This window comes from Spirillospora sp. NPDC052242, from assembly GCF_040679555.1.
Taxonomy (GTDB): domain Bacteria; phylum Actinomycetota; class Actinomycetes; order Streptosporangiales; family Streptosporangiaceae; genus Spirillospora.
In genome coordinates, this window is the sequence record NZ_JBFAUZ010000028.1 from 82,912 (window position 1) to 102,074 (window position 19,163).

Sequence of the window (19,163 nt, forward strand, 5' to 3'; positions counted from 1 at the left end):
CCGTGCGTGAGCTTCTGGACGCCTGCGTGGCGCTGAACCTCGTTGCCGCCGACGCCATCGACGTGGTGGCCGACGCTCTCGGCCTCACCTTCGTCATGGCGAGCACCGCGGCCAGTGAGGTCCGCTACGTCGAAGACGTCGTCGACGGTGAGAGGATCAGGACCGAAGTCCGCCTGGAACCGCACGTCACCAAGGGCACGCTCGAGTTGACCGAGGTGCGGCCCGGCGCCGAGATGGCGACGTTCGTCGATCTCACCGCCCAGGTCGATGATGGTGAGGCGGCGACGCTCGCGATGGCCGTGCATCGCGGCCTGCCGGTCGTCACCGACGACCGCGCCGCGCTCCGTGCCGCCGCCCGCCTCGGGATCACGGCGGCCGTCGGTACCGCCGGACTCCTCCGGCGCTACGAGGGGATCGCCGCGCCGCCGCAGCACGAGATGGCCGCGATGCTCGTGGCCGTGGAACGCCGAGCGTGTTTCCGTCCCGGTAAGAATTCCCCGGATTTCGCCTGGTGGACGGAGCGGGCATCATGGTCGCCTGTCGGCGGGATACTGGACGACACCGTTTCTTGAGTTGAGAGAGCCGATGACGAAGCTGTTGCGCGATCTGATCGAGATCCCCGAGCGGGTGCACGCCGGGGATCTCGTGCTGAAGCTGACCGCCGGGATCGCCGATCGTGGCACGGTGACCGAGTACGTCGTGACGCCGCAGCTCGCCGAGTCGTTCGACAAGGCGCTCGGCATCGTGCAGACGGCCGTCGAGACCGGAACCTCGCACGCCGCCTACCTCGACGGGTCGTTCGGTTCCGGCAAGAGCCACTTCATGGCGATGCTGCACGCGCTGATCAGGAAGGACCCGGACGCGCGCCGCAAGGACCTGCTGCGCCCGGTCGTCGACAAGCACGACTCGTGGCTCGCCGACCGCAAGATCCTCATGGTGCCGTATCACCTGAGCGGATCGACCACGCTGGCGTCGGCGGTGCTCGGCCACTACGTCAAGCATGTGTCCGAACTGCACCCGGAGGCGTCCCCCGCCCCGGTGTACCGGGACGACCTGCTGATGGAGAACGCGCGCGCGCTGCGGACCTCAATGGGCGACGAGCAGTTCCTCGCCGGGCTGCCCCAGGAGGAGGACGACGACGAGTGGGGTGCCGGCGGCTGGACGTCCACGGCGCTCGACGCAGCGATGAGCGCCCCGCACGGCGACTCCGACCGGCAGCGACTCGTGTCCGACCTGCTCGCCACCCACCTGGCGGCCTACCGGCAGGCCGTCGCCGGGGACGCCGACGCGTTCGTCCCGCTGGACGAGGGGCTGGCGATCATCAGCCGGCACGCCAAGGAGGTCCTCGGCTACGACGCCCTCATCCTGCTGCTGGACGAGCTGGTGCTGTGGCTCAACGGCAAGCTCGCCGACCGGATGTTCGTCGCCGACCAGGCGAGCATGGTCGCCAAACTCGTGGAATCGGCGAACTGGCAGCGGCCCGCGCCGATCATCAGCTTCGTGCCCCGTCAGCGCGACCTGCGGGAACTGGTCGGGCAGGGGGTCGTCGGCGCGCAGCAGGCGACGCTGTTCGACACCCTCAAGCACTGGGACGGCCGGTTCGACTTCATCAAGCTCGCCGACGCGAACCTGCCCGAGGTCGTCCGGCGGCGGCTGCTCAAGCCCAAGGACGAGCAGGCCCGCGCGGAGATCGAGGCCGGATTCGAGCGGATCACCCGGACCCAGGCGCAGGTGTGGGAGGCGTTGCTGGACTCCCAGGGCGGCGGCACCGACCAGGCGGCGTTCCGGTCGGTCTACCCGTTCAGCCCCGCGTTCCTGCACACGATGGTCGACATCTCCAGCGCCCTGCAGCGTGAGCGCACCGCGCTGAAGCTGATGCTGCAGCTGCTGGTCGACCACCGGGACCTGCTGACGGCCGGGCAGCTCGTCCCGCTCGGCGCGATCTTCGACGTGCTGCTGAGCGGCGGCGTCGACCCGTTCAGCGACAAGCTGCGCTCGGAATTCGACCAGGCCAGGAACTTCTACCTGGAGCGGCTGCGGCCCTGGCTGCTGGCCCGCCACCGGCTCGACGAGGAGCAGGCCGCCGCCCTGCCGCCCATGCATGCCTTCCGCGGTGACGACCTGGTGGTCAAAACGCTCATGCTGAAGGCGCTGGTCCCGAACGTCCCGGCGCTGAAGACGCTGAACCCGGGACGGCTCGCCGCGCTCAACCACGGCTGGATCCCCTCGATGCTGCCCGGACGCCAGGCCGAGATCGTGGCCAAGATGCTGCGGGATCTGGCCGGGGAGTTCGGCGAGATCCGGGTGCAGGGCGAGACGAACCCGACGGTGGACGTCGCGCTGATCGGCGTCGACACCAAGAGCATCCTCGGCAAGGTCATCCATGTCGACGACGACGCGACCCGGCGGCGCCTGCTCAAGGACATCCTCTGGGACGAGCTGAAGGCGGGGGATACCGACGCGTTCGTCAGCCGCCGCACCATCGTGTGGCGCGGCACGACCCGGGTCGTGGAACTGGCGTTCGTCAACGTCGCCGACCCCAAGACGGCCGCCGAGGTGTTCAAGGCCGAGGAGCCCGGCGCGCTCCGGGTCGTCGTCGACTATCCGTTCGACGACGTCTACGGGCCCGCCGACGACCGGCACCGCATCGAGGAACTGCGCGCCGACCCGCGCCGCGCCAACCTGGACACGCTGTGCTGGCTGCCGTCCTTCTTCTCGGCCGACCGGCTGTCGGACCTCGGCGAGCTCGTGAAGATCAAGTACGTGCTCGAGCGCGACGACCGGCTGCGCGAGGCCACGCCGCTGCTGACCGACGAGGACCGCTACCACGCGAAGTCCCAGCTGGAAAGCCGGTGCAGCGCACTGGAGATTCGGATCAAGGACGTCCTGAAGAAGGCGTACGGGCTCGCCGCCCATGACGACGCCGACATCGGCCAGCAGATCGACCAGCACATCATGGGCATGGACGCGTCCGTTGATATCAGACCGCCCGCGGCACTCGGCTTCGACGCGGCCCTGGAGCACCTCTGCGGCAAGCTGCTCGACCACCGCTACCCGAAGCACCCGGACCTCGCCGCCGGGAAGCAGGCCCCCTACCGGCTGAAGGATCTGCAGACCGCGCTCGGCGCCATCGAGAAGGCGATGGAGAACGCGAACCGGCGATACGAGCCGCCGCGCGCCGACATTCCCACCATCCGCCGCATCGTCAACCCGCTCGACCTCGGCGTGATGAGCGAGGCCGCGCTCGTCCTCAACGAGAACTGGCCGATGGCGCTCGACCGGCTCGCCGCGCAGGCGGGGGCGTCCGGGGAGATGACCGTCGCGCAGGTGCGCGACTGGATCGAGAAGGAACAGCCCGGCCTGCCTCCCGACGTCGCGAACCTCATCGTGTGCGCGTACGCCCTGATGCGGGAACGGGCCTGGGTGCGAGCCGGACAGGTCGTCAAGCGGCCCGACCTGCGCAACATTCCCGGGGACCACGTCCTGCGGCCGCTGGAGCTGCCGTCGCCGGAGGAGTTCGAGGCCGCCGACCACCGCGCCGACGAGCTGTTCCGGCTGCCGCGCCAGCAGGTCCGCAGCCCCCGCACCGTGCACGCCCAGGCGGACGCGCTGCGCCGCGCCGCCGGGGACCTGCTGCGGCACACCGAGGCGCTCGTCGACGGGCTGAAGCGGCACGCCGGCCTGCTCGGCCTGGACGAGGGGACCCGGCTGGCCACCGCCCGCACCGCCCACCGGCTCGTCGAGGCGCTCATCGGCCAGGAGGACACGCCGCTGCTGCGCCGGCTCGCGGAGTTCGATCTCGACGGGGCCGACCCCGTCGCCGTCCGCGTCTGCCTCCGCGAGGCGCGGGCGGTCTCCGAGGCGCTCTCCGTCGCCGAATGGTCGGTGCTGGGCAAGCTGCAGACCCTCGCCGAGGGCGGCGGGGAGCAGGCCGGGCCCGCCGCGCTCATCCTGGACCGGCTCCGCGCCGTCGCCCGGCACGACGAGCAGGCCGCGGCCCTGGGGCCGGCGCTGACCCGGGCCAAGGACGAGGCGTTCGCCCTCTTCGTGGAGACCCCGCCGCCGCCTCCGCCGCCTGGGGACACCGGAACCGGAACCGGGACCGGGACCGGGACCGGGACGGGGCCGGTCGACACGCCGACCGGTCCGACCGAGTCCGTGCACGGCGAGGCGCAGGTGCTCGCACAAGGGCTCGACCAGGTCGTCGAGCGGATCCGGGCGGCCATGGCAGAGCGTCCCGACGCCGAGTTCCTGATCACGTGGCGGAGCCTGCCGTGAGCGAACCCGTCGCGGCGGCGGGGACGGCCGGGAGCCGCCCCGCGCCCGTCGCCACCGTCGGCATCGTCGCCGGGGAGGTCCGCCGCGCCCGCCGTCGCGCACCCGAGGGCGGCACACTGTTCCTGCGCGCCGCCGCCGAGTGGCGGGGGCCCGCGACCCTCGACGTCGACGGCGCGTCCGTCCGGGTGGCGCCCTGCACGTCGCTGCTGGCGGTGCTCGACGCGGTGTCGGGGAAGGACGCCGACTATCTCGTCGTCCTGTCACCGTTCGACCGGCTCGAGCTCGGCGACTCCCTCCTCGCGCACGCGGTCGGCCATGACGTCATCTCGGTGAACCGCTGGGACCTCGTCCGCAACGCCTTCGGCGCCCGGCGGCTCGACCCGCGGCTCACCGCGCCGGAGAACGCCTGGCTGTCGGATGCGCTGCTGGAGGCCCAGCCGGACGGCGGCTGGCCCAAGATCAAGGGCGCGCTGCTCGACCTCGACACCGCGCTCGGCGAGGTCGCCGCGGCCCGTCTCGGCAACGGCGGCGCCACCGATGCTGCCAGCCTGCTGGTGTGGTCCCGCGACCTCGCGGCGGTGTCCCGCTTCACCCGGCTCGGCATGGACGAGCAGCGTGGCATCGCCGACTGGCTGGAACGCAGCATGGGCCCCGTGGCGCGGGTCCTCTTCCGTCTCGTCCGGGCCGGGAACGCCGCCGACGCCATCGCGTTCGGGGTGATCGCCCGCGTGCTGTTCCAGAAGAAGGACGAACGGCGGCAGGCGGTGCGCGACGCACGCGTCCGAGCCGAGCGGCTGTTCGGCGGCGGCCCGCTCCCGCAACGGGACTCGCTCATGGCGTTCGCGGAGGCATGCGAGTCACTGCTGCTGCGCTGGGCCGAGGGGGACCGGCCCGCCCTGCGGTCCGTCCTCGCCCGTGCCCAGTCCCTCCTCGACGAGCTCCAGGCCGGACAGCTGGCCGGAGACAGCCACGTGCTCGAAGCGGGCTACGACATGCGGCTGCGCACCCTGCAGAAGGCGATCGCCACCGCGCTGCCCGCACCATCGCCCGTTCACGTTGCGGAAGTGGACGACGGGCTCGCCGAGCTCACCGGTCACCATCTGCACGACGTCCGGCCCGAGACGCCGGCCGCTGAGATGGCGGTGCGGCTCGTCCGCTGGCTGGCCGGTGAGCCGGAACCCGGCGGCGCGCTCCGCGACCATGTCGACCGGTACGTCCGCGACGGCGCCTGGGTCGATCGCGCCGTCACCGGTGTCCGCGATGCCCACGACGATGCCTACACCGGACTGCTGGCCGCGGTCCGTGCCCGCCGCGACGACTTCGACCGGGGGTTCGCGCAGCGGCTCGCCGCCTGGAGCGGCGGACCCGGGGACGCCGGTGACCTCGTCCTCGTGGAGAACCTGCAGGCGGCCGTCGCGCGGCCGCTCGCCGGGGACTCGGCGCCGCTGATCGTGGTCCTGGACGGGATGACCGCCGCCATCGCCACCGAGATCACTGCGGAGATCGTCCGGGAGGGCACCGGCCGCTGGCTCGAGATCGGCCGGCACGCCCAGGGACGCGAAGGAGCGCTCGCCACGATCCCGTCCATCACCACTTGTTCCCGGACGTCCCTGTTCAGCGGCGAGCTGCGGACGGGTGGGCAGGCCGAGGAACGAGACGGCTTCGACGCTCTGTGGCCGACGCGCCGGACCGAGCTTTTTCACAAAGCGCACATCAGGGACGGGCTCGGCGACAAGCTCAAAGCCGCCGTCGCCGACCGGGCGATCGTCGTCGGCGTCGTTCTCAACGCCGTCGACGACAGCCTCGACAAGGGCCGCGCCGACGGGCGCGGCGACTGGCACGTCGGGGGGATCGCCGGGCTGCGGCCGCTGCTGGACGCCGCCTGGCACGCCGGGCGCCCGATCGTCCTGACCTCCGACCACGGTCACGTTCTCGACCGGGGGGACGCCTCCGTCACCGTCAAGGCCGAGGCCGCGCGCCACCGCACCGGTGAACCCGGAGACGGCGAGATCACGATGTCCGGGCCGCGTGTGCTCACCGGAGACGGGACCGTCGTTGTTCCCTGGAACGAGCGGATCCGTTACAACAGCCGCAAGGACGGCTACCACGGTGGCGTCTCCCTGGCCGAGATGGTCGTCCCGGTCGTGGTGCTCGTCCCGTCCGGACGGCTCCGGCCGGACGGGTGGGAGGACTACACGCCCGCGATGCACGAACCCGTCTGGTGGAATCGGGTCGCGCAGATCGAGCGGGTCGACGACCGGACCGGGAAGAAGGCCGCGCCCGACGTACGCGCCGAGGAGGCGCTCTTCGACCTCGTCGAGCCCGCCGACGGCATCGGCGCCCGGGTCGTCGCCTCCGGGCTGTTCGCGGCCCAGCGCGAATTCGTCCCCTCCGCGCGCGTCGACGACGCCGGGATCATCGCGCTGCTCGACGCGCTGGCCGAGGCGGGCGGCAAACTGCCGCTCCAGGCGGCCGCCCAGCGTGCCGGGCAGATGCCCGCCCGCATGCACGGATACGTTTCCACGGTGATGAAGCTCCTCAACGTCGACGGCTACCAGGTCCTCGCCGTCACCGACCGCGGCGCGACCGTCGCCCTGAACGTGCCGCTGCTGCGCGAACAGTTCCTCGGAGGCGGCGGATGACGTCCGCGGTGAGCGCCGCGCGGCGTCGAGAAGTCGTGGACGCCCTGCGCCGTGGCACCGTCCCGCAGGCGGGCCTCGACCTGTTCGCCGTCGGTCTCGGCCGGTTCGAGACCGCCATCGACGACGAGCTGGCAGGCGCGATCGCAGGCGGCGCGGTGTTCAAGGCCGTTCGCGGCGAGTACGGCTCCGGTAAGACGTTCTTCGCCCGCTGGCTCGCAGAGCGGGCCAAGAGGCGCGGCATGGCCGCCACGGAGATCCAGGTCTCCGAGACCGAGACGCCGCTGCACCGGCTGGAGACCGTGTACCGGCGGCTCGTCGAACGGATCTCCACTGCGTCGTCTCCGCCGAGCGCACTGCGCGACATCGTCGAGGCGTGGTTCTTCACGCTGGAGGAAGAGGTTCTGGCCACTGGGACCGTTCCATCCGGGCCGGACGGGCAGCCGGACCTCGGCACGCTCGCCGCGGGCGTGGACGAACTGATGGAACGGCGACTCGCCGACGTCGCCCGGACCACGCCCGCGTTCGCCGCCGCCCTGCGCGGCTACCGCAGGGCCAGGCTCGCCGACGACCACGCCACCGCCGAAGCGCTGCTGGCGTGGATCGGCGGGCAGCCCAACGTCGCCGCCTCCGCCAAGCGCGCCGCGGGGATCCGCGGCGACCTCGACCATTTCGGCGCCCTCGGGTTCCTGCAGGGACTCCTCACCGTCCTGCGCGACTGCGGCCACCCGGGGCTGCTCGTCGTACTGGACGAGATCGAGACGCTGCAGCGCGTCCGGTCCGACGTGCGGGAGAAGGCCCTCAACGCGCTGCGGCAGCTCATCGACGAGGTCGACGGCGGACGGTTCCCCGGGCTGTTCCTCGTGATCACCGGCACGCCCGCGTTCTTCGACGGGCAACAGGGCGCCCAGCGGCTGCCGCCGCTGGCGCAGCGCCTCGCCACCGACTTCTCCACCGATCCCAGGTTCGACTCGCCGCGTGCCGTCCAGCTCCGGCTGACCGGATTCGACCTGCCCAAACTCGTCGAGCTTGGCGTGGCCGTCCGCGACCTGTTCGTTTCCCGCGCCCGCAACCCCGAACGTGTCGCGGCGTTCGTCGATGACGCCTACCTCGCGGAGCTGGCCAAGGCCGTCACCGGTGGGCTCGGCGGCCAGGTCGGCGTCGCGCCCCGCGTCTTCCTGCGCAAGCTCGTCGCCGACGTGCTCGACCGGGTCGACTACCTCGACGACTTCGACCCTCGCCGTGACTACCGGCTGACGCTCGCCGCGTCCGAACTGAGCGACGTCGAACGCAACGCCGCCGCATCGACCGTCCGGGCGTCCAGTGCGGACGAGGTGGAACTCGACCTGTGATGGACGGCCCGTGATGGAGGAGTTGCACCCCTCTCTGCAACACCACATCGTCAACGTGCTCGGCTGGCCCGGCCTGCGTCCCCTGCAGAGCGACGCCGTCCGTCCCGTCCTCGACGGCGACGACGCGCTGCTCCTGGCACCCACCGCCGGAGGCAAGACGGAGGCGGCCGTGTTCCCGCTGCTGTCCGCGATGGCCGCCGGGAACTGGACGGGCCTGTCGGTGCTCTACGTGTGCCCGCTGAAGGCTCTCCTCAACAACCTGCTTCCGCGCCTGGAGACCTATACGGCCTGGCTGGGGCGCAGAGCCGCCCTCTGGCACGGTGACGTCTCGCAGCCGGGCCGCCGCCGGATCGTCGCCGACCCGCCCGACATCCTGCTGACCACCCCGGAGTCCCTGGAGTCGATGCTGGTCAGCGCGAAGGTCGACCACGACCGGCTGTTCGCGGGACTGCGCGCGGTCGTGGTCGACGAGGTGCACGCCTTCGCGGGGGACGACCGGGGCTGGCACCTGCTCGCCGTGCTCGAACGGCTCTCGCGCGTCGCCGGGCGTCCCGTCCAGCGCATCGGGCTCTCGGCCACCGTCGGTAACCCCGCCGATCTGCTCGCCTGGCTCCAAGGCGCAGGGCGGCGGCGGACCGGACGGGTCGTCGCACCGCAGGCGGGACTCGCGCCGGAACCCTCCGTCGAACTCGACCACGTCGGGTCCGTGGAGAACGCGGCCAAGGTGATCTCTGCGCTGCACCGGGGCGAGAAGCGACTCGTGTTCTGCGACTCGCGCCGGATCGTGGAGCAGCTCGGAGCCGCGCTGCGCGCCCTCGGGGTCACGACCTTCCTGTCCCACGCCTCCCTGCCGCTCGATGAACGGCGTCGCGCCGAGCAGGCCTTCGCCGACGCACGCGACTGCGTCATCGTCGCCACCTCCACGCTCGAACTGGGCATCGACGTCGGCGACCTCGACCGAGTCGTGCAGATCAACGCACCGCCCACCGTCGCATCGTTCCTGCAGCGGCTCGGCCGCACCGGCCGACGTCCCGGGACCGACCGCAACTGTCTCTGCCTCGCCCTCACGCGCGAGGACGTGCTGTCCGCCGCGGCGCTCCTGCTGCAGTGGAGCCGCGGGTTCGTCGAACCGATCGTCGCGCCGCCCGAGCCGCGTCACATCGTCGCCCAGCAGCTCCTCGCACTCTGCCTGCAGGAGAACCAGGTGGGGGAGAGGCTGTGGCGCGAGTGGTGGGACGGACTCACGCCGTTCGACTCCGCGGCTCCGATCGTCCGGCACCTGGTGCAGGAGGGCTATCTCGACTCCGACGGCGGCATGCTGTTCATCGGGCCCGAGGCCGAGAAGCGTTTCGGCCGCATCCACTTCCGCGACCTCACCGCCGTGTTCACCGCCGCGCCGCAGTTCACCGCCGTCAGCGGCCGCAGCGAAGTGGGACTCATCGATCCGGCGCTGTTGACCGAACGCGTCACCGGCCCGCGGCTGCTCCTGCTCGGTGGGCACAGCTGGCGCGTCACCTGGATCGACTGGAAACGTCGCCGCTGCCACGTCGAGCCCGCCGACGGCGGCGGCAAGGCCGGCTGGATGGGGAGCGGAGCCGGTACCGTCTCGTTCGAGCTGGCCCGCGCCGCCCGTGACGTGCTGCTCGGGGCGGACCCGCCGGTGCGGCTGACGCGCCGGGCGTCCGCCGCGTTGACCGCCGTCCGCGACGACCTCGCGCACTGCGTCGATCCCGGCGGCCCGGTGATCGGCCGTGGCCCGTCCGGGGACCTGCGCTGGTGGACGTGGGCGGGACACCGCGCCAACGCGACTCTCAAGGCCACCCTCGGCGACCTCGCCGATCAGACCCAGCGCATCACCGAAAGCCACCTCCGGCTGCGCGCGGATCTCCGGCCGCAGACCTGGCGCGAGGCCGTCACCACGCTCCGCGGCCGCCTGGTCCCGCCGGAGGTGGACGAGCGGGCTCTGCACGGGCTGAAGTTCTCCGCCGCCCTGCCCCGGCACCTCGCCGAGGCCACACTCGCGGCGCGGCTCGCCGACGTCGAACAGGCCGAGCACGTCCTCACCGAACCCACCCGATTCTTCGGACCGCTGCACTGACCGACGGGGCGCTGCCGAAACGCGAGGCCCGTCGGGACGCTCGTCCCGACGGGCCCGCTACCGGCTCGTCAACCGTTGAGGAAGTCGCGCAGTGGCACCCGGCCGGCGGGGCCGTCCACCGACCAGAACTCCGACGCGTCGGCGTCCTGTTCGATCGCCGTCGCGGCCGCGTCGGGACTGTCGTAGACCTCGCCGTGCAGCCGAACGCGTCCGCCCTCGAGCACTACGGCGACCGTCTGACCGGTCGCGGTGTCGTACAGCATCGTGCCGCCCTCCAACCGGATCCCGGTGTGCGGCCCCGTCGCGTCCACCGCCGGGGCGGCCGACGCGACCAGAGGACGCAGCGCCGCCGCCGCCTTTCCCCGGCCGAGCCGGTCGTGGAACCACTGGTTGCGGAAGTTGCGCAGGCACCCGTAACACGACGTCTCCGGGCCGCAGTCGCACCCGTCCGCCCGCTCGAGCGCACCGAGCAGCACGACGTCGAGCGAACGGGCGATCCGCGCGGCGTTCCCGGCACCGCCCGGGACCGTGTCGTACAGGACGAGCGCCCGCCGCCCGCCCGGACGCGGATACAGCGTGCCGTCGATGTCGTCCCGGCTGATCTGCAGCCGCTCCGCCGCGCCTTCGAGAATGGCGCTGACCAGCGAGTACAGGGTGCCGTCGTCCTGATGCCGCAGGGCGAGCGCGTCGAACGACAACTCGAGGATGTCGGTCTCGTACGGGTGGGCGAGGGACCTGCGCCGGAGCCTGCCGCGACACTCCCTGTCGCGCAGCGGATGTTCATGGCTCTTGGGCGGCCTGCCCCTGGAGGCCAGGATGCTGGTGCCCCAGCCGCATGCCTCGCAGATGAAATAGCCGGCGCGTCCCGGCCCCTCCGACACCGCGATCAGCTTTCCGCGGGCGCCCGCCCGGGCGATCACGGATCCGCCGTTGGCCAGCCGCCAAGTGATCTCCTCTTTCTCCTCGGCGGCCAGGTCCAGGACGTAGGTGGCGCCGTTCCAACTCCGCTCGGGCGGCTGCATCCCGGGATCCTGGATCGTCTTGGCGGCCACGAAGCCGAACTCCGGCACGACGTACTCGCGGGGATTGTCCTGGAACGGGGTATCGCACGCCGGGCAGACGGGTTCGAGGTCGTCCCTCGTCTCGTGGAAGTAGTCGCAGGAACGGCAGATCGCGAACTTCTTGCCGTCCAGCTCCCGGTCGGGAAGCCGGTACACGCCCGCCGACTTCCACAGCTTCCCGCCCGCGACGATCTCGCCGCCGGGTGCGTACTCGTAGATGGCCGCCGACAGGTCACGGGCCAGCTGCAGCCGCTCCCCGACCGGATTGCCGGTGTGCGCCGTCCGCAGCTCGACCGTGTCGACGGGGAAGCCGTACTTGGGAAGCACGTTCCGGTTGGCGAGGAACCCCAGGAGATTCCGCCGGGTGAGGGTGTTGATGGTCCGATCGAGCTGGTCGCCCAGCCTCCCCTTCTTCGACATGTACGCTTCGTCGCGGCGCTCCTCGAGGATCTTCACCTCGTTGTCGAGGTCGGCGCGGACCTCCTCGAGAAGATCGACCAGCCGTTTCACCCACAGTCCCTCGTTCACCCCCAGGACGCGTTGGACCTCGGGCGGCAGGACCCGCCGCAGGGAGTCCTGGACACCGTCGGGCACGGGTGTGAGGAAGTTCTGCACTCGCGTGACCGGCGCCGGTTCGCCGTCCTCGCCCGGTAGGAAGAAGTCGCCGGCGGTCCTCCATTGGCTGCCCAGCTGCAACTTGGCGAACCGGAAGAACGCGGCCAGCGCCACTGAGTGCGCATGCCGCCGGTCGATGCGCTCATTGCCCAACGGTACGTAGGGTGCGCGCACCTTCCCGGCGATCATGTCGACCGGCTTCTGGTAGCGCGACAGGTCGTGGGACGTGCGCTGCGCGTACGTCACCACAAGAGCCGCCGACGCGGTGCGCCGTCCCGCGCGTCCCGCCCGCTGGACGTAGTTCGCCGTCGTCGGAGGCATGTTGCGCAGCATCACCGACTGCAGCTCACCGACGTCGACTCCGAGCTCGAACGTGGTCGAGCACGACAGGGCGTTGACCTCCCCGCGCAGGAACTCCTGCTGGATCTCCGCTGCGGTCGTGCCCGTCCACTGTGCCGTGTGCTCCTTGGCCTTCAATGGCACCGGCTTCATCGACCGGTACAGCGACCGGTAATGGTCATCGTCGAGCTCCGGCGGCGGTACCTCGTAGGGTTCCAGCGTGCCCGCGCAGCCCATGGTGGTGCACACCCCGCGCACGGAGACAGGCGCCGTCCGCAGACATGTCGAGCAGCGGAACAGGCCGGACCCCGGCTCCAGCGAGAGCCACCTATGGTCGATCTGGTGGACGACGCCGAGCCCCGGCGGCTGCCGAACCGTGAACCAACCCTCCTGCTGCTCCTTGATCACGGTCCAGCAGCCCTGCAGGACCTGCGTGGGATCGTTCTCCCGTCCCAGCGCCGCCAGCACCCGGCGCACGTAGTCGAGCCGCCGGTTCACGCCCCGGGTCGGGAGCCAGCTCAGTACCTTTCGCTTGCTCTCCGAACCGTCGGACCTGACGTAGATCGGGCCCCTGCGCGGAGCGAACGCCTCATCGGTGGGGTCGACGCCGTCCGGCATCGTCAGGACGCCCTGCTGCCGCAGCGTCCGTGTCAGCTCGCCGAGCAGGTCCCAGCATTCGTCCTCGTTGAGACCCAGGCGGGTCAACCCCGGCAGAAGCTTCCAGTACGGCTCCCGGTCCAGAGCGACCCGTAGCAGACCGAGGCCCTCGAGGGATTGGCGATCGTCCATGGCCACCAGTTCCTGCATGACCCAGAGCGCCGTCGTGCGCTCCTTTTTCTGCCTCGAGTCGAGGCGTTTGAAGATCCCCTCCCTCGCCCCGGCCTTCGCGACCTCCGCGACGAGGTCGTCCACCCGTACTTCGTCACCGGCTTCGGCCGCCCGCTGAAGTCCCTGCCAGATCAGCCGCCGCCTCTGCAGAACCGCGTAGCTGCTCTCCAGATATGGGGCGAAGAACGCCGCCTTCTGCCGGGAGTCACTGAAGAGCAGCAGCTTGCGGCCGCCACCGGGGCGATCGGCCATACGTTCGTTCGGCGCGGCGGGCAGCGCCTGGTACAGCGCCGTCGACACCACCGCCGCCGCCGCGTCCTGCCCGCTCTCGAACTTGCGGACGAGGGTGCCGCGGCCGTTGCGGCCACCGCAGGCCAGGCATCCCTTGAGCGAACCGGATGCCTGGGTGAACTGACGCACCGGCCATAGGCGCGCCTCCGAACAGCAGGACACCGACGTTCCCGGGTGGAGCGCGCCGCAGCCGGAGCAGAGCAGCGCCTCGTCGCTGTTCAGAGTCGCGGCCTTCTCCTCGAACACCACGTCGTCCTCGTCCACGACGCCCTGGCCGCCGCCGAGGAGGAGCCAAATGGGCTGGTCGTCGGGACGCTTGCGCGGGACGAACTGCAGCTTTCCCTCATCGGTGCGGATCGTCCCCGTCAGGTAGACGGTGCCACAGCGTTGACATGCACCGAACTCGAATGCCGCGGCCGAACAGCTGGAACAGATCTCGTGCCGCCCAAGCGACACGTGCGGTCCGGCGTCCGACAGGCACGTGTAGGCGCCCTCGGTCGCCCGGACGAAGAGGTGGTAGCGGGCCGACAGCACCGGATTGCCGGTCGAGTCGGTGATGCCGCTGCCCACATCGACAAGCGCGGCCAGCGATCGTTCCGGGGCCTCGTCCGGATCGAACACCCCGCGCGCGATTTCGGCGAACGGTTTGGGCCCCGCCTTCAGGAGGTCACGCAGATCGGACATCCGCTGCTCCCGACCGAGCAGATCGGCGGGGTCGTCGCCGCGGGCGCCGTGCTCCGCCGCGATCCGGACGATCTCGGGCTTGGGATCGTCCAGGTCGGCGAGCCTGCGGTACTCCCCGGCCGACAGCGGCCCCCAGAAAGGGCCTTTCGGGAAGGGACGCTTTGTGGGGCCGACCATGTCCTGCCGGCCCGGGTCGCCGTCCACCCATTCGAACGGTGCGGCGAACAGGTTCTCGGCGAACTCGGTCACCGCCTTGGGATCGTCGCCGACCGTCGCGCTGGTGGCCAGACACTGCAGGTTCCGGTCCGGTGCCACCCGGTCGTGCAAACGGCGCAGCAGCATGGCCAACTCGGCGGCCTTCGCGCCGTCGTACACATGCGCCTCGTCGACGGCGATGAACCGCCAGCCGCCCCCGTGCTCGCCCTCGAACAGGTCCATGTCGGCGGGACGCAGCAGCAGGTACTCGAGCATCGCGTAGTTCGTGAGCAGCAGGTGCGGGGGAGCGGCCCGCATCTGCTCCCGGCTCAGCAGCTCGTTCGGCAGCAGCGGCTCGCCCGGGTTCAGCGTCTCGAACGTCTCCTCCGCCTTGCGGGCGGTCTCCTCCGTGTCGCCCGTGTAACGCCCGAACGTGATGTGCGGCGCGTCCGCGAGCAGCTCCCGGAGCCGTTTCATCTGGTCGTTCGCCAGCGCGTTCATGGGATAGAGAAGAAGGGCCCGCACACCCGGCCCGAGCGTGCCCGTGCGATGCTCGGCCGCCAGCGAGTTGAGGATCGGCAACAGGAAACTTTCGGTCTTTCCGGAGCCGGTGCCCGTGGCGACCACGATGTTCCGCCCCGCGTTCGCCTTGCGGATCGCCTCGTCCTGGTGCTTGTACAACGGACGGTCGAGCGGCAGCGCGCGGCTGCCCAAGGCACGCATGCCGGGATCCAGGACGCCCTCGTCGATCAGCTCATTGAGGGACGCACCGGTGTCGTAGGGCGGCGTGGCTTCCAGGAAGGGCCCCTTCGCGAGCAGGTCACTCCCGGAGACCTGCTGCTCCAGGGCCTTCGCGATCTTCGGGTCGCGGATCGGCAACAGTGACCGCAGGTACCGCCGGTACGTACCGGTGATCAGCTCACTTGTGCCCAAAGGATCCAGGGTGTCGGTCACAGTCTCTCCAGCGGACGACGGGTTCATTCGGCGCGCGCCACCAGCGCCTGGGCCAGGACAAGGTCGAAAGCGGCCAGCCGGGGCGGACTCGGTCACCCGGGCCCACAAGGCTCTGTGCCGCCTTTCGAACTGTTTGCATTCGCGTACGCCGCTCCATGCGGCCGCCCGCGCGGCGAACGCACACGCGAGCGAAAGCTGTGGCGTCCCCAAAGGCCGGGCGCGGAGATGCTCGAAGAGCGACGCGTACGGTGTTCCGGCGAGGGCCGTCTCGGTCGTGCCGTCCACCGTGCCGATATCCGAGGGCTCAACCCCATCCCACCGGAAATCCCTTGCGGCGGGCCCGTACTGGGGATGACCACTTCGAGCACTGACGATCGACTCTCGCTGCGCAGCAGAAGACGCTCGGTCAGGATCGCCGCCGCACTAGGTACCCGCGCCCATAGGACCCGCGTCTCACCAGCGGTTACCGCCTCCCGGGGCTGGATCGCGCCCAGACCCGCCTCGACGAGGAGGGGCAAGCTGCGTCTCGGTGTCAGCCGGGTCGTCGCGAGCGCCAGCAGCGCCTGGCCGTCGTCCGGCCAGTACGGCCACGCCGCGCCTTCGTCCGCCGCGCGGGTGACGGCGACAGCGATGCACGTCGGCCAAGCGCGGAAGACCCGACGCTTGTCCTTGAGGGGAGTGCCACGATGCGACCCGTACACCGCCCCCAAGGCGGCCGCAGCCTTGTGGGTCTCCCGTGTGGCAACCCCTGCCTCTGTGGCGAGTGAAACTCCTCGAAGCACGGGTGGCCACTCTTGTTCCCGCGCAAAGAGAAGGGCCCGCGCCTCCGATCCCCCCGGCACCCGCCTCCCACTCCTCCGGCTCATGACTTAAGGGATCTGCACCGTAGCGCGGAAAGCGTTGGAAAAGTAGATTCACACCACAACAGTCTGAGGACGGTCTCAACGTGACCGACTTTGGACAAGGTCGACCTTCTCGGTGTCCTGGAGACCCTGTGCGTGATACCGCGCATCCAGCCTGACCACGGGACTGTGCCCGTCCTGACGATCGAGGGCGCCGCCCGGCGCCGCGGCAGGGCTCCCGGGGCGCGAACTCGCGCAGCTCGACGTCCTCCGCCTGCGCATCGGCCCGCCCCGCATGGGCGATCTCTCACCGCGATCGCGTGGTTCAGACACGCCGACACGATCACAGCGGTGGCGTCTCATATCCGGAACTCGATCAGACCCAGATCTCCAAGTGCGGCTGTAGTACAAATCGGGTCGCCACGTGTCCTTCATGCGACTCATGCGCCCTTGAGCGGCCCGCCGTTTGCCGATGACCTCGGGGGTAGGGCACCGGCATGGTCGAAGTGAGGGGGACTCCCCGGACGGGAGAGCGCGCGGCCCGCACTGCGGAGCCGCCGGAGGGGCGCGGGACGGCGCTGGCGAGGGGCGTCGACCGGCTGGACGGGACATTGCCGTTCCTGCTGCGCCCCTACGGTCTGCTGTCGGCGCGGGCGCGCCGCCTCGGGCGGGACGTCTTCGACATGCGGCTGCTCCTGCAGCGGACGACGTGCATGACCGGGGCCGAGGCCGCGGAGGTCTTCTACGACCCGCGGCGGTTCGTCCGGGCGGGGGCGGCGCCGCGGCGGCTGCGGGCGACGCTGTTCGGCGAGGGCGGCGTGCAGACGCTGGACGGTGCGCGGCACCGGGCCCGCAAGGAGCTGTTCATGTCGCTCATGACGCCCGAGGCGCGGGACGACCTGTGCGACATCGCCGCGCGGCTGTGGCGCGAGCGCATCGCCGCGTGGGCGGCGGACGGCCGGCGGGTGGTGCTGTTCGACGAGGTCAGCGAGCTGCTGTGCGAGGCGGTGTGCGCGTGGACGGGGGTGCCGGTCACGCGGCGGCAGGTGCCGGCCGTCACCCGGGTGCTGCTGTCGCTGATCGACTCCCCGGCCGCCGTCGGGCCCCGGTACCTGCGCGGACGCGCGGCGCGCCGGCTCGCCGACCGGTGGGCCGCCGGGCACGTCGTGCGGACGCGCGAGTCGGAGACCGCGGAGGGCACGGCGCTCGAGCGGATCGCCGGGTTCCGCGACGCGGACGGCCTGCCGCTGCCCCCCGAGGTCGCGGCCGTCGAACTGCTGAACGTCCTGCGGCCGACGGTCGCGGTGGCGCGGTTCGTCGTCTTCGCGGCGCTCGCGCTGCACGGGAACCCGGGCTGGATGCGGCGCCTGCAGGACGACGACGCCCCGGAGACGATGGAGGCGTTCGTCCAGGAAGTGCGGCGGTTCTACCCGTTCTTCCCGGTCGCCGCGGCGCGCGTCGCTCAGGACTTCACGTGGCGCGGGCACCGGTTCCGGAAGGGACGGCGCGCGCTGCTGGACCTCCACGGGATCGACCACGACCCGCGCTCGTGGGACCGTCCCGAACAGTTCCGTCCCGAGCGGTTCCTCGGCTGGGAGCCGGACGCGTACTCGTTCGTCCCGCAGGGCGGTGGCGACCATTACGGGGGGCATCGTTGCCCGGGGGAGTGGATCACCAAGGACCTGATGAAGGTCGCGGTGACGGCGCTCACCCGGTGGGCAGACTACACGGTCCCGGCGCAGGATCTGCGGATTCCGCCGTGGAGCGCGCCCGCGCTGCCGAAGAGCGGGTTCGTCCTCGCTCAGGTGCGGGTGCCTAGCGGGGAAGGGCGGTGATGAGGGCGCGGAGGCGCGGGGACATCTCGGCGGGGAGGTCGCCGACGGCGCACCAGCGGGCCTCGAGGATCTCGGCGGGGTCGAGTTCGAGGCGCCCGCCGGTCACCTCGGCCTCGTAGTAGGTCTCGACGCGGAACCGGAATCCGCTCGCCACCTGGAGCGGACGGTCGGCGACCGACACCTCGAGGGACGTCTCCTCGCGGACCTCGCGCGCCACGCCGTCCTGCAGGCGCTCGCCCGCGTTCACGTAGCCGCCGGGCAGGCCCCACGCCTTGTACGGGGGCCACAGGCGGTGGCGCAGCAGCAGGATGCGGCCCTGGTCGTCGCGGACGATCCCGCCCGCGTACACGAGGAACGTGGGGTGCCGGAGGCGCGCCAGCCGCCACTGCGCGCGTCCGCTCAGCTTCCTCCAGACGGGCGTCGCGACCCGGCGGGCCGTCACCTCGATCAAGCGTCCCCTCACCGGGCGAGTATGTCGCACCGGCGGGGCCGGCGGGCCTACGGGGCCCAGACCATCGTCTGCTGGTGCAGTTTCTCGCCGTTCCGCCGGATTCCCGCGACGAGGACGGACGGGCCGTGTTCGGCGAATCCCATGCGGCGGAAGAAACGCACGGCGCGGGTGTTCTCGGTCAATGTCTGCAGATGGCAGCCGGTCGGGCCGGCGGCGCGGAGACGGTCGAGCCAGGCGTTCATCAGACCGTCGGCGGCGCCGGTTCCGCGGGCTTCGGGCGCGACATTGATGTGCAGGTGCGCGGGCCACCGCGGATCGTCGAATCCCTTCGCGGTCGGCCGGCGGCGCAGTGCGGCACCCGCCATGTCGGCCATGCTGCGGGCGAAGAACGCGAGGGGCTTTCGCCGGAAGAGCAGACGGTGCTTCCGGACGGCCCGCATCAGCAGTTCGTCCTCGCTCGGGAAGGCCGCGGTGTCCTCGCAGCCGGTCAGGTAGCCGACGAGCCGTCCCTCGGAAACGGCGAGGAAGAGGGATTCGGGTTCGTGGTCCATGTAGGGGACCAGGTAGATTTCCGCCTCCGATTCCGCGTGGCCCCACAATGACTCGGTGGGGGATCCCTCGCCGGCACGGGCGAACAGTTCCCGCAGTTCGGCACGGTCGTCTTCCGTGAACGTGCGGATCTCCATCTGGCCCCCCGGGCG

Annotated in this window: 9 protein-coding genes; 6 read left to right on the forward strand and 3 right to left on the reverse strand. The window is 71.3% G+C overall.

Annotated elements, in window-relative coordinates; all coding sequences use genetic code 11:
* Positions 1–2 precede the first annotated feature (2 nt).
* From AB0L25_RS23230 to AB0L25_RS23250, 5 genes are read left to right on the forward strand one after another with little or no spacing between them, the layout of a single operon-like run.
* Positions 3–572, forward strand: coding sequence for a PIN domain-containing protein (locus AB0L25_RS23230; protein ID WP_500174741.1), 570 nt, complete (start codon positions 3–5; stop codon positions 570–572).
* A 13-nt stretch (positions 573–585) separates the two neighbouring features.
* Positions 586–4,278, forward strand: a complete 3,693-nt coding sequence (locus AB0L25_RS23235) for a DUF6079 family protein (protein ID WP_500174742.1) — start codon at positions 586–588, stop codon at positions 4,276–4,278.
* Positions 4,275–6,920, forward strand: coding sequence for a BREX-2 system phosphatase PglZ (gene pglZ, locus AB0L25_RS23240; RefSeq protein ID WP_500174744.1), 2,646 nt, complete (start codon positions 4,275–4,277; stop codon positions 6,918–6,920). Before AB0L25_RS23235 ends, pglZ begins: the two co-directional genes overlap by 4 nt.
* Positions 6,917–8,269: a BREX system ATP-binding protein BrxD gene (gene brxD, locus AB0L25_RS23245; protein ID WP_500174746.1), complete on the forward strand. Its 1,353-nt coding sequence runs from the start codon at positions 6,917–6,919 to the stop codon at positions 8,267–8,269. Before pglZ ends, brxD begins: the two co-directional genes overlap by 4 nt.
* Positions 8,270–8,282: 13 nt before the next feature.
* Positions 8,283–10,367, forward strand: coding sequence for a DEAD/DEAH box helicase (locus AB0L25_RS23250; RefSeq protein WP_500174747.1), 2,085 nt, complete (start codon positions 8,283–8,285; stop codon positions 10,365–10,367).
* 68 nt (positions 10,368–10,435) lie between these two features.
* Here the strand turns inward: AB0L25_RS23250 and AB0L25_RS23255 are convergent, their stop codons facing one another.
* Entirely contained in the window at positions 10,436–15,619 is a 5,184-nt protein-coding gene (locus tag AB0L25_RS23255; protein ID WP_500174748.1) for a DEAD/DEAH box helicase, read from the reverse strand.
* 1,054 nt (positions 15,620–16,673) lie between these two features.
* On the opposite strand from AB0L25_RS23255, the gene AB0L25_RS23260 reads away from it, so the two are divergent.
* Positions 16,674–18,011 (forward strand): cytochrome P450, encoded by a 1,338-nt coding sequence (locus AB0L25_RS23260; RefSeq protein WP_500174749.1) that lies wholly within the window; start codon positions 16,674–16,676, stop codon positions 18,009–18,011.
* On the opposite strand, the gene AB0L25_RS23265 is transcribed toward AB0L25_RS23260, so the two are convergent.
* Together AB0L25_RS23265 and AB0L25_RS23270 are read right to left on the reverse strand one after the other, a co-directional pair.
* A complete protein-coding gene (locus AB0L25_RS23265; RefSeq protein ID WP_500174751.1) occupies positions 17,992–18,474 on the reverse strand; it encodes an NUDIX domain-containing protein in 483 nt (160 codons plus the stop codon). The genes AB0L25_RS23260 and AB0L25_RS23265 overlap by 20 nt on opposite strands.
* A gap of 35 nt (positions 18,475–18,509) precedes the next feature.
* The gene (locus tag AB0L25_RS23270) at positions 18,510–19,148 is read right to left on the reverse strand and encodes a GNAT family N-acetyltransferase (RefSeq protein WP_500174752.1); all 639 of its coding nucleotides are present in this window, start codon (positions 19,146–19,148) and stop codon (positions 18,510–18,512) included.
* Positions 19,149–19,163 lie beyond the last annotated feature (15 nt).

Bases quoted from the DNA above. Each gene is read 5' to 3' on its own strand.
- AB0L25_RS23235 (WP_500174742.1), top strand. From the start codon at position 586: ATGACGAAGCTGTTGCGCGATCTGATCGAGATCCCCGAGCGGGTGCAC.
- brxD (WP_500174746.1), top strand. From the start codon at position 6,917: ATGACGTCCGCGGTGAGCGCCGCGCGGCGTCGAGAAGTCGTGGACGCC.
- AB0L25_RS23250 (WP_500174747.1), top strand. From the start codon at position 8,283: ATGGAGGAGTTGCACCCCTCTCTGCAACACCACATCGTCAACGTGCTC.
- AB0L25_RS23260 (WP_500174749.1), top strand. From the start codon at position 16,674: ATGGTCGAAGTGAGGGGGACTCCCCGGACGGGAGAGCGCGCGGCCCGC.
- AB0L25_RS23270 (WP_500174752.1), bottom strand. From the start codon at position 19,148: ATGGAGATCCGCACGTTCACGGAAGACGACCGTGCCGAACTGCGGGAA.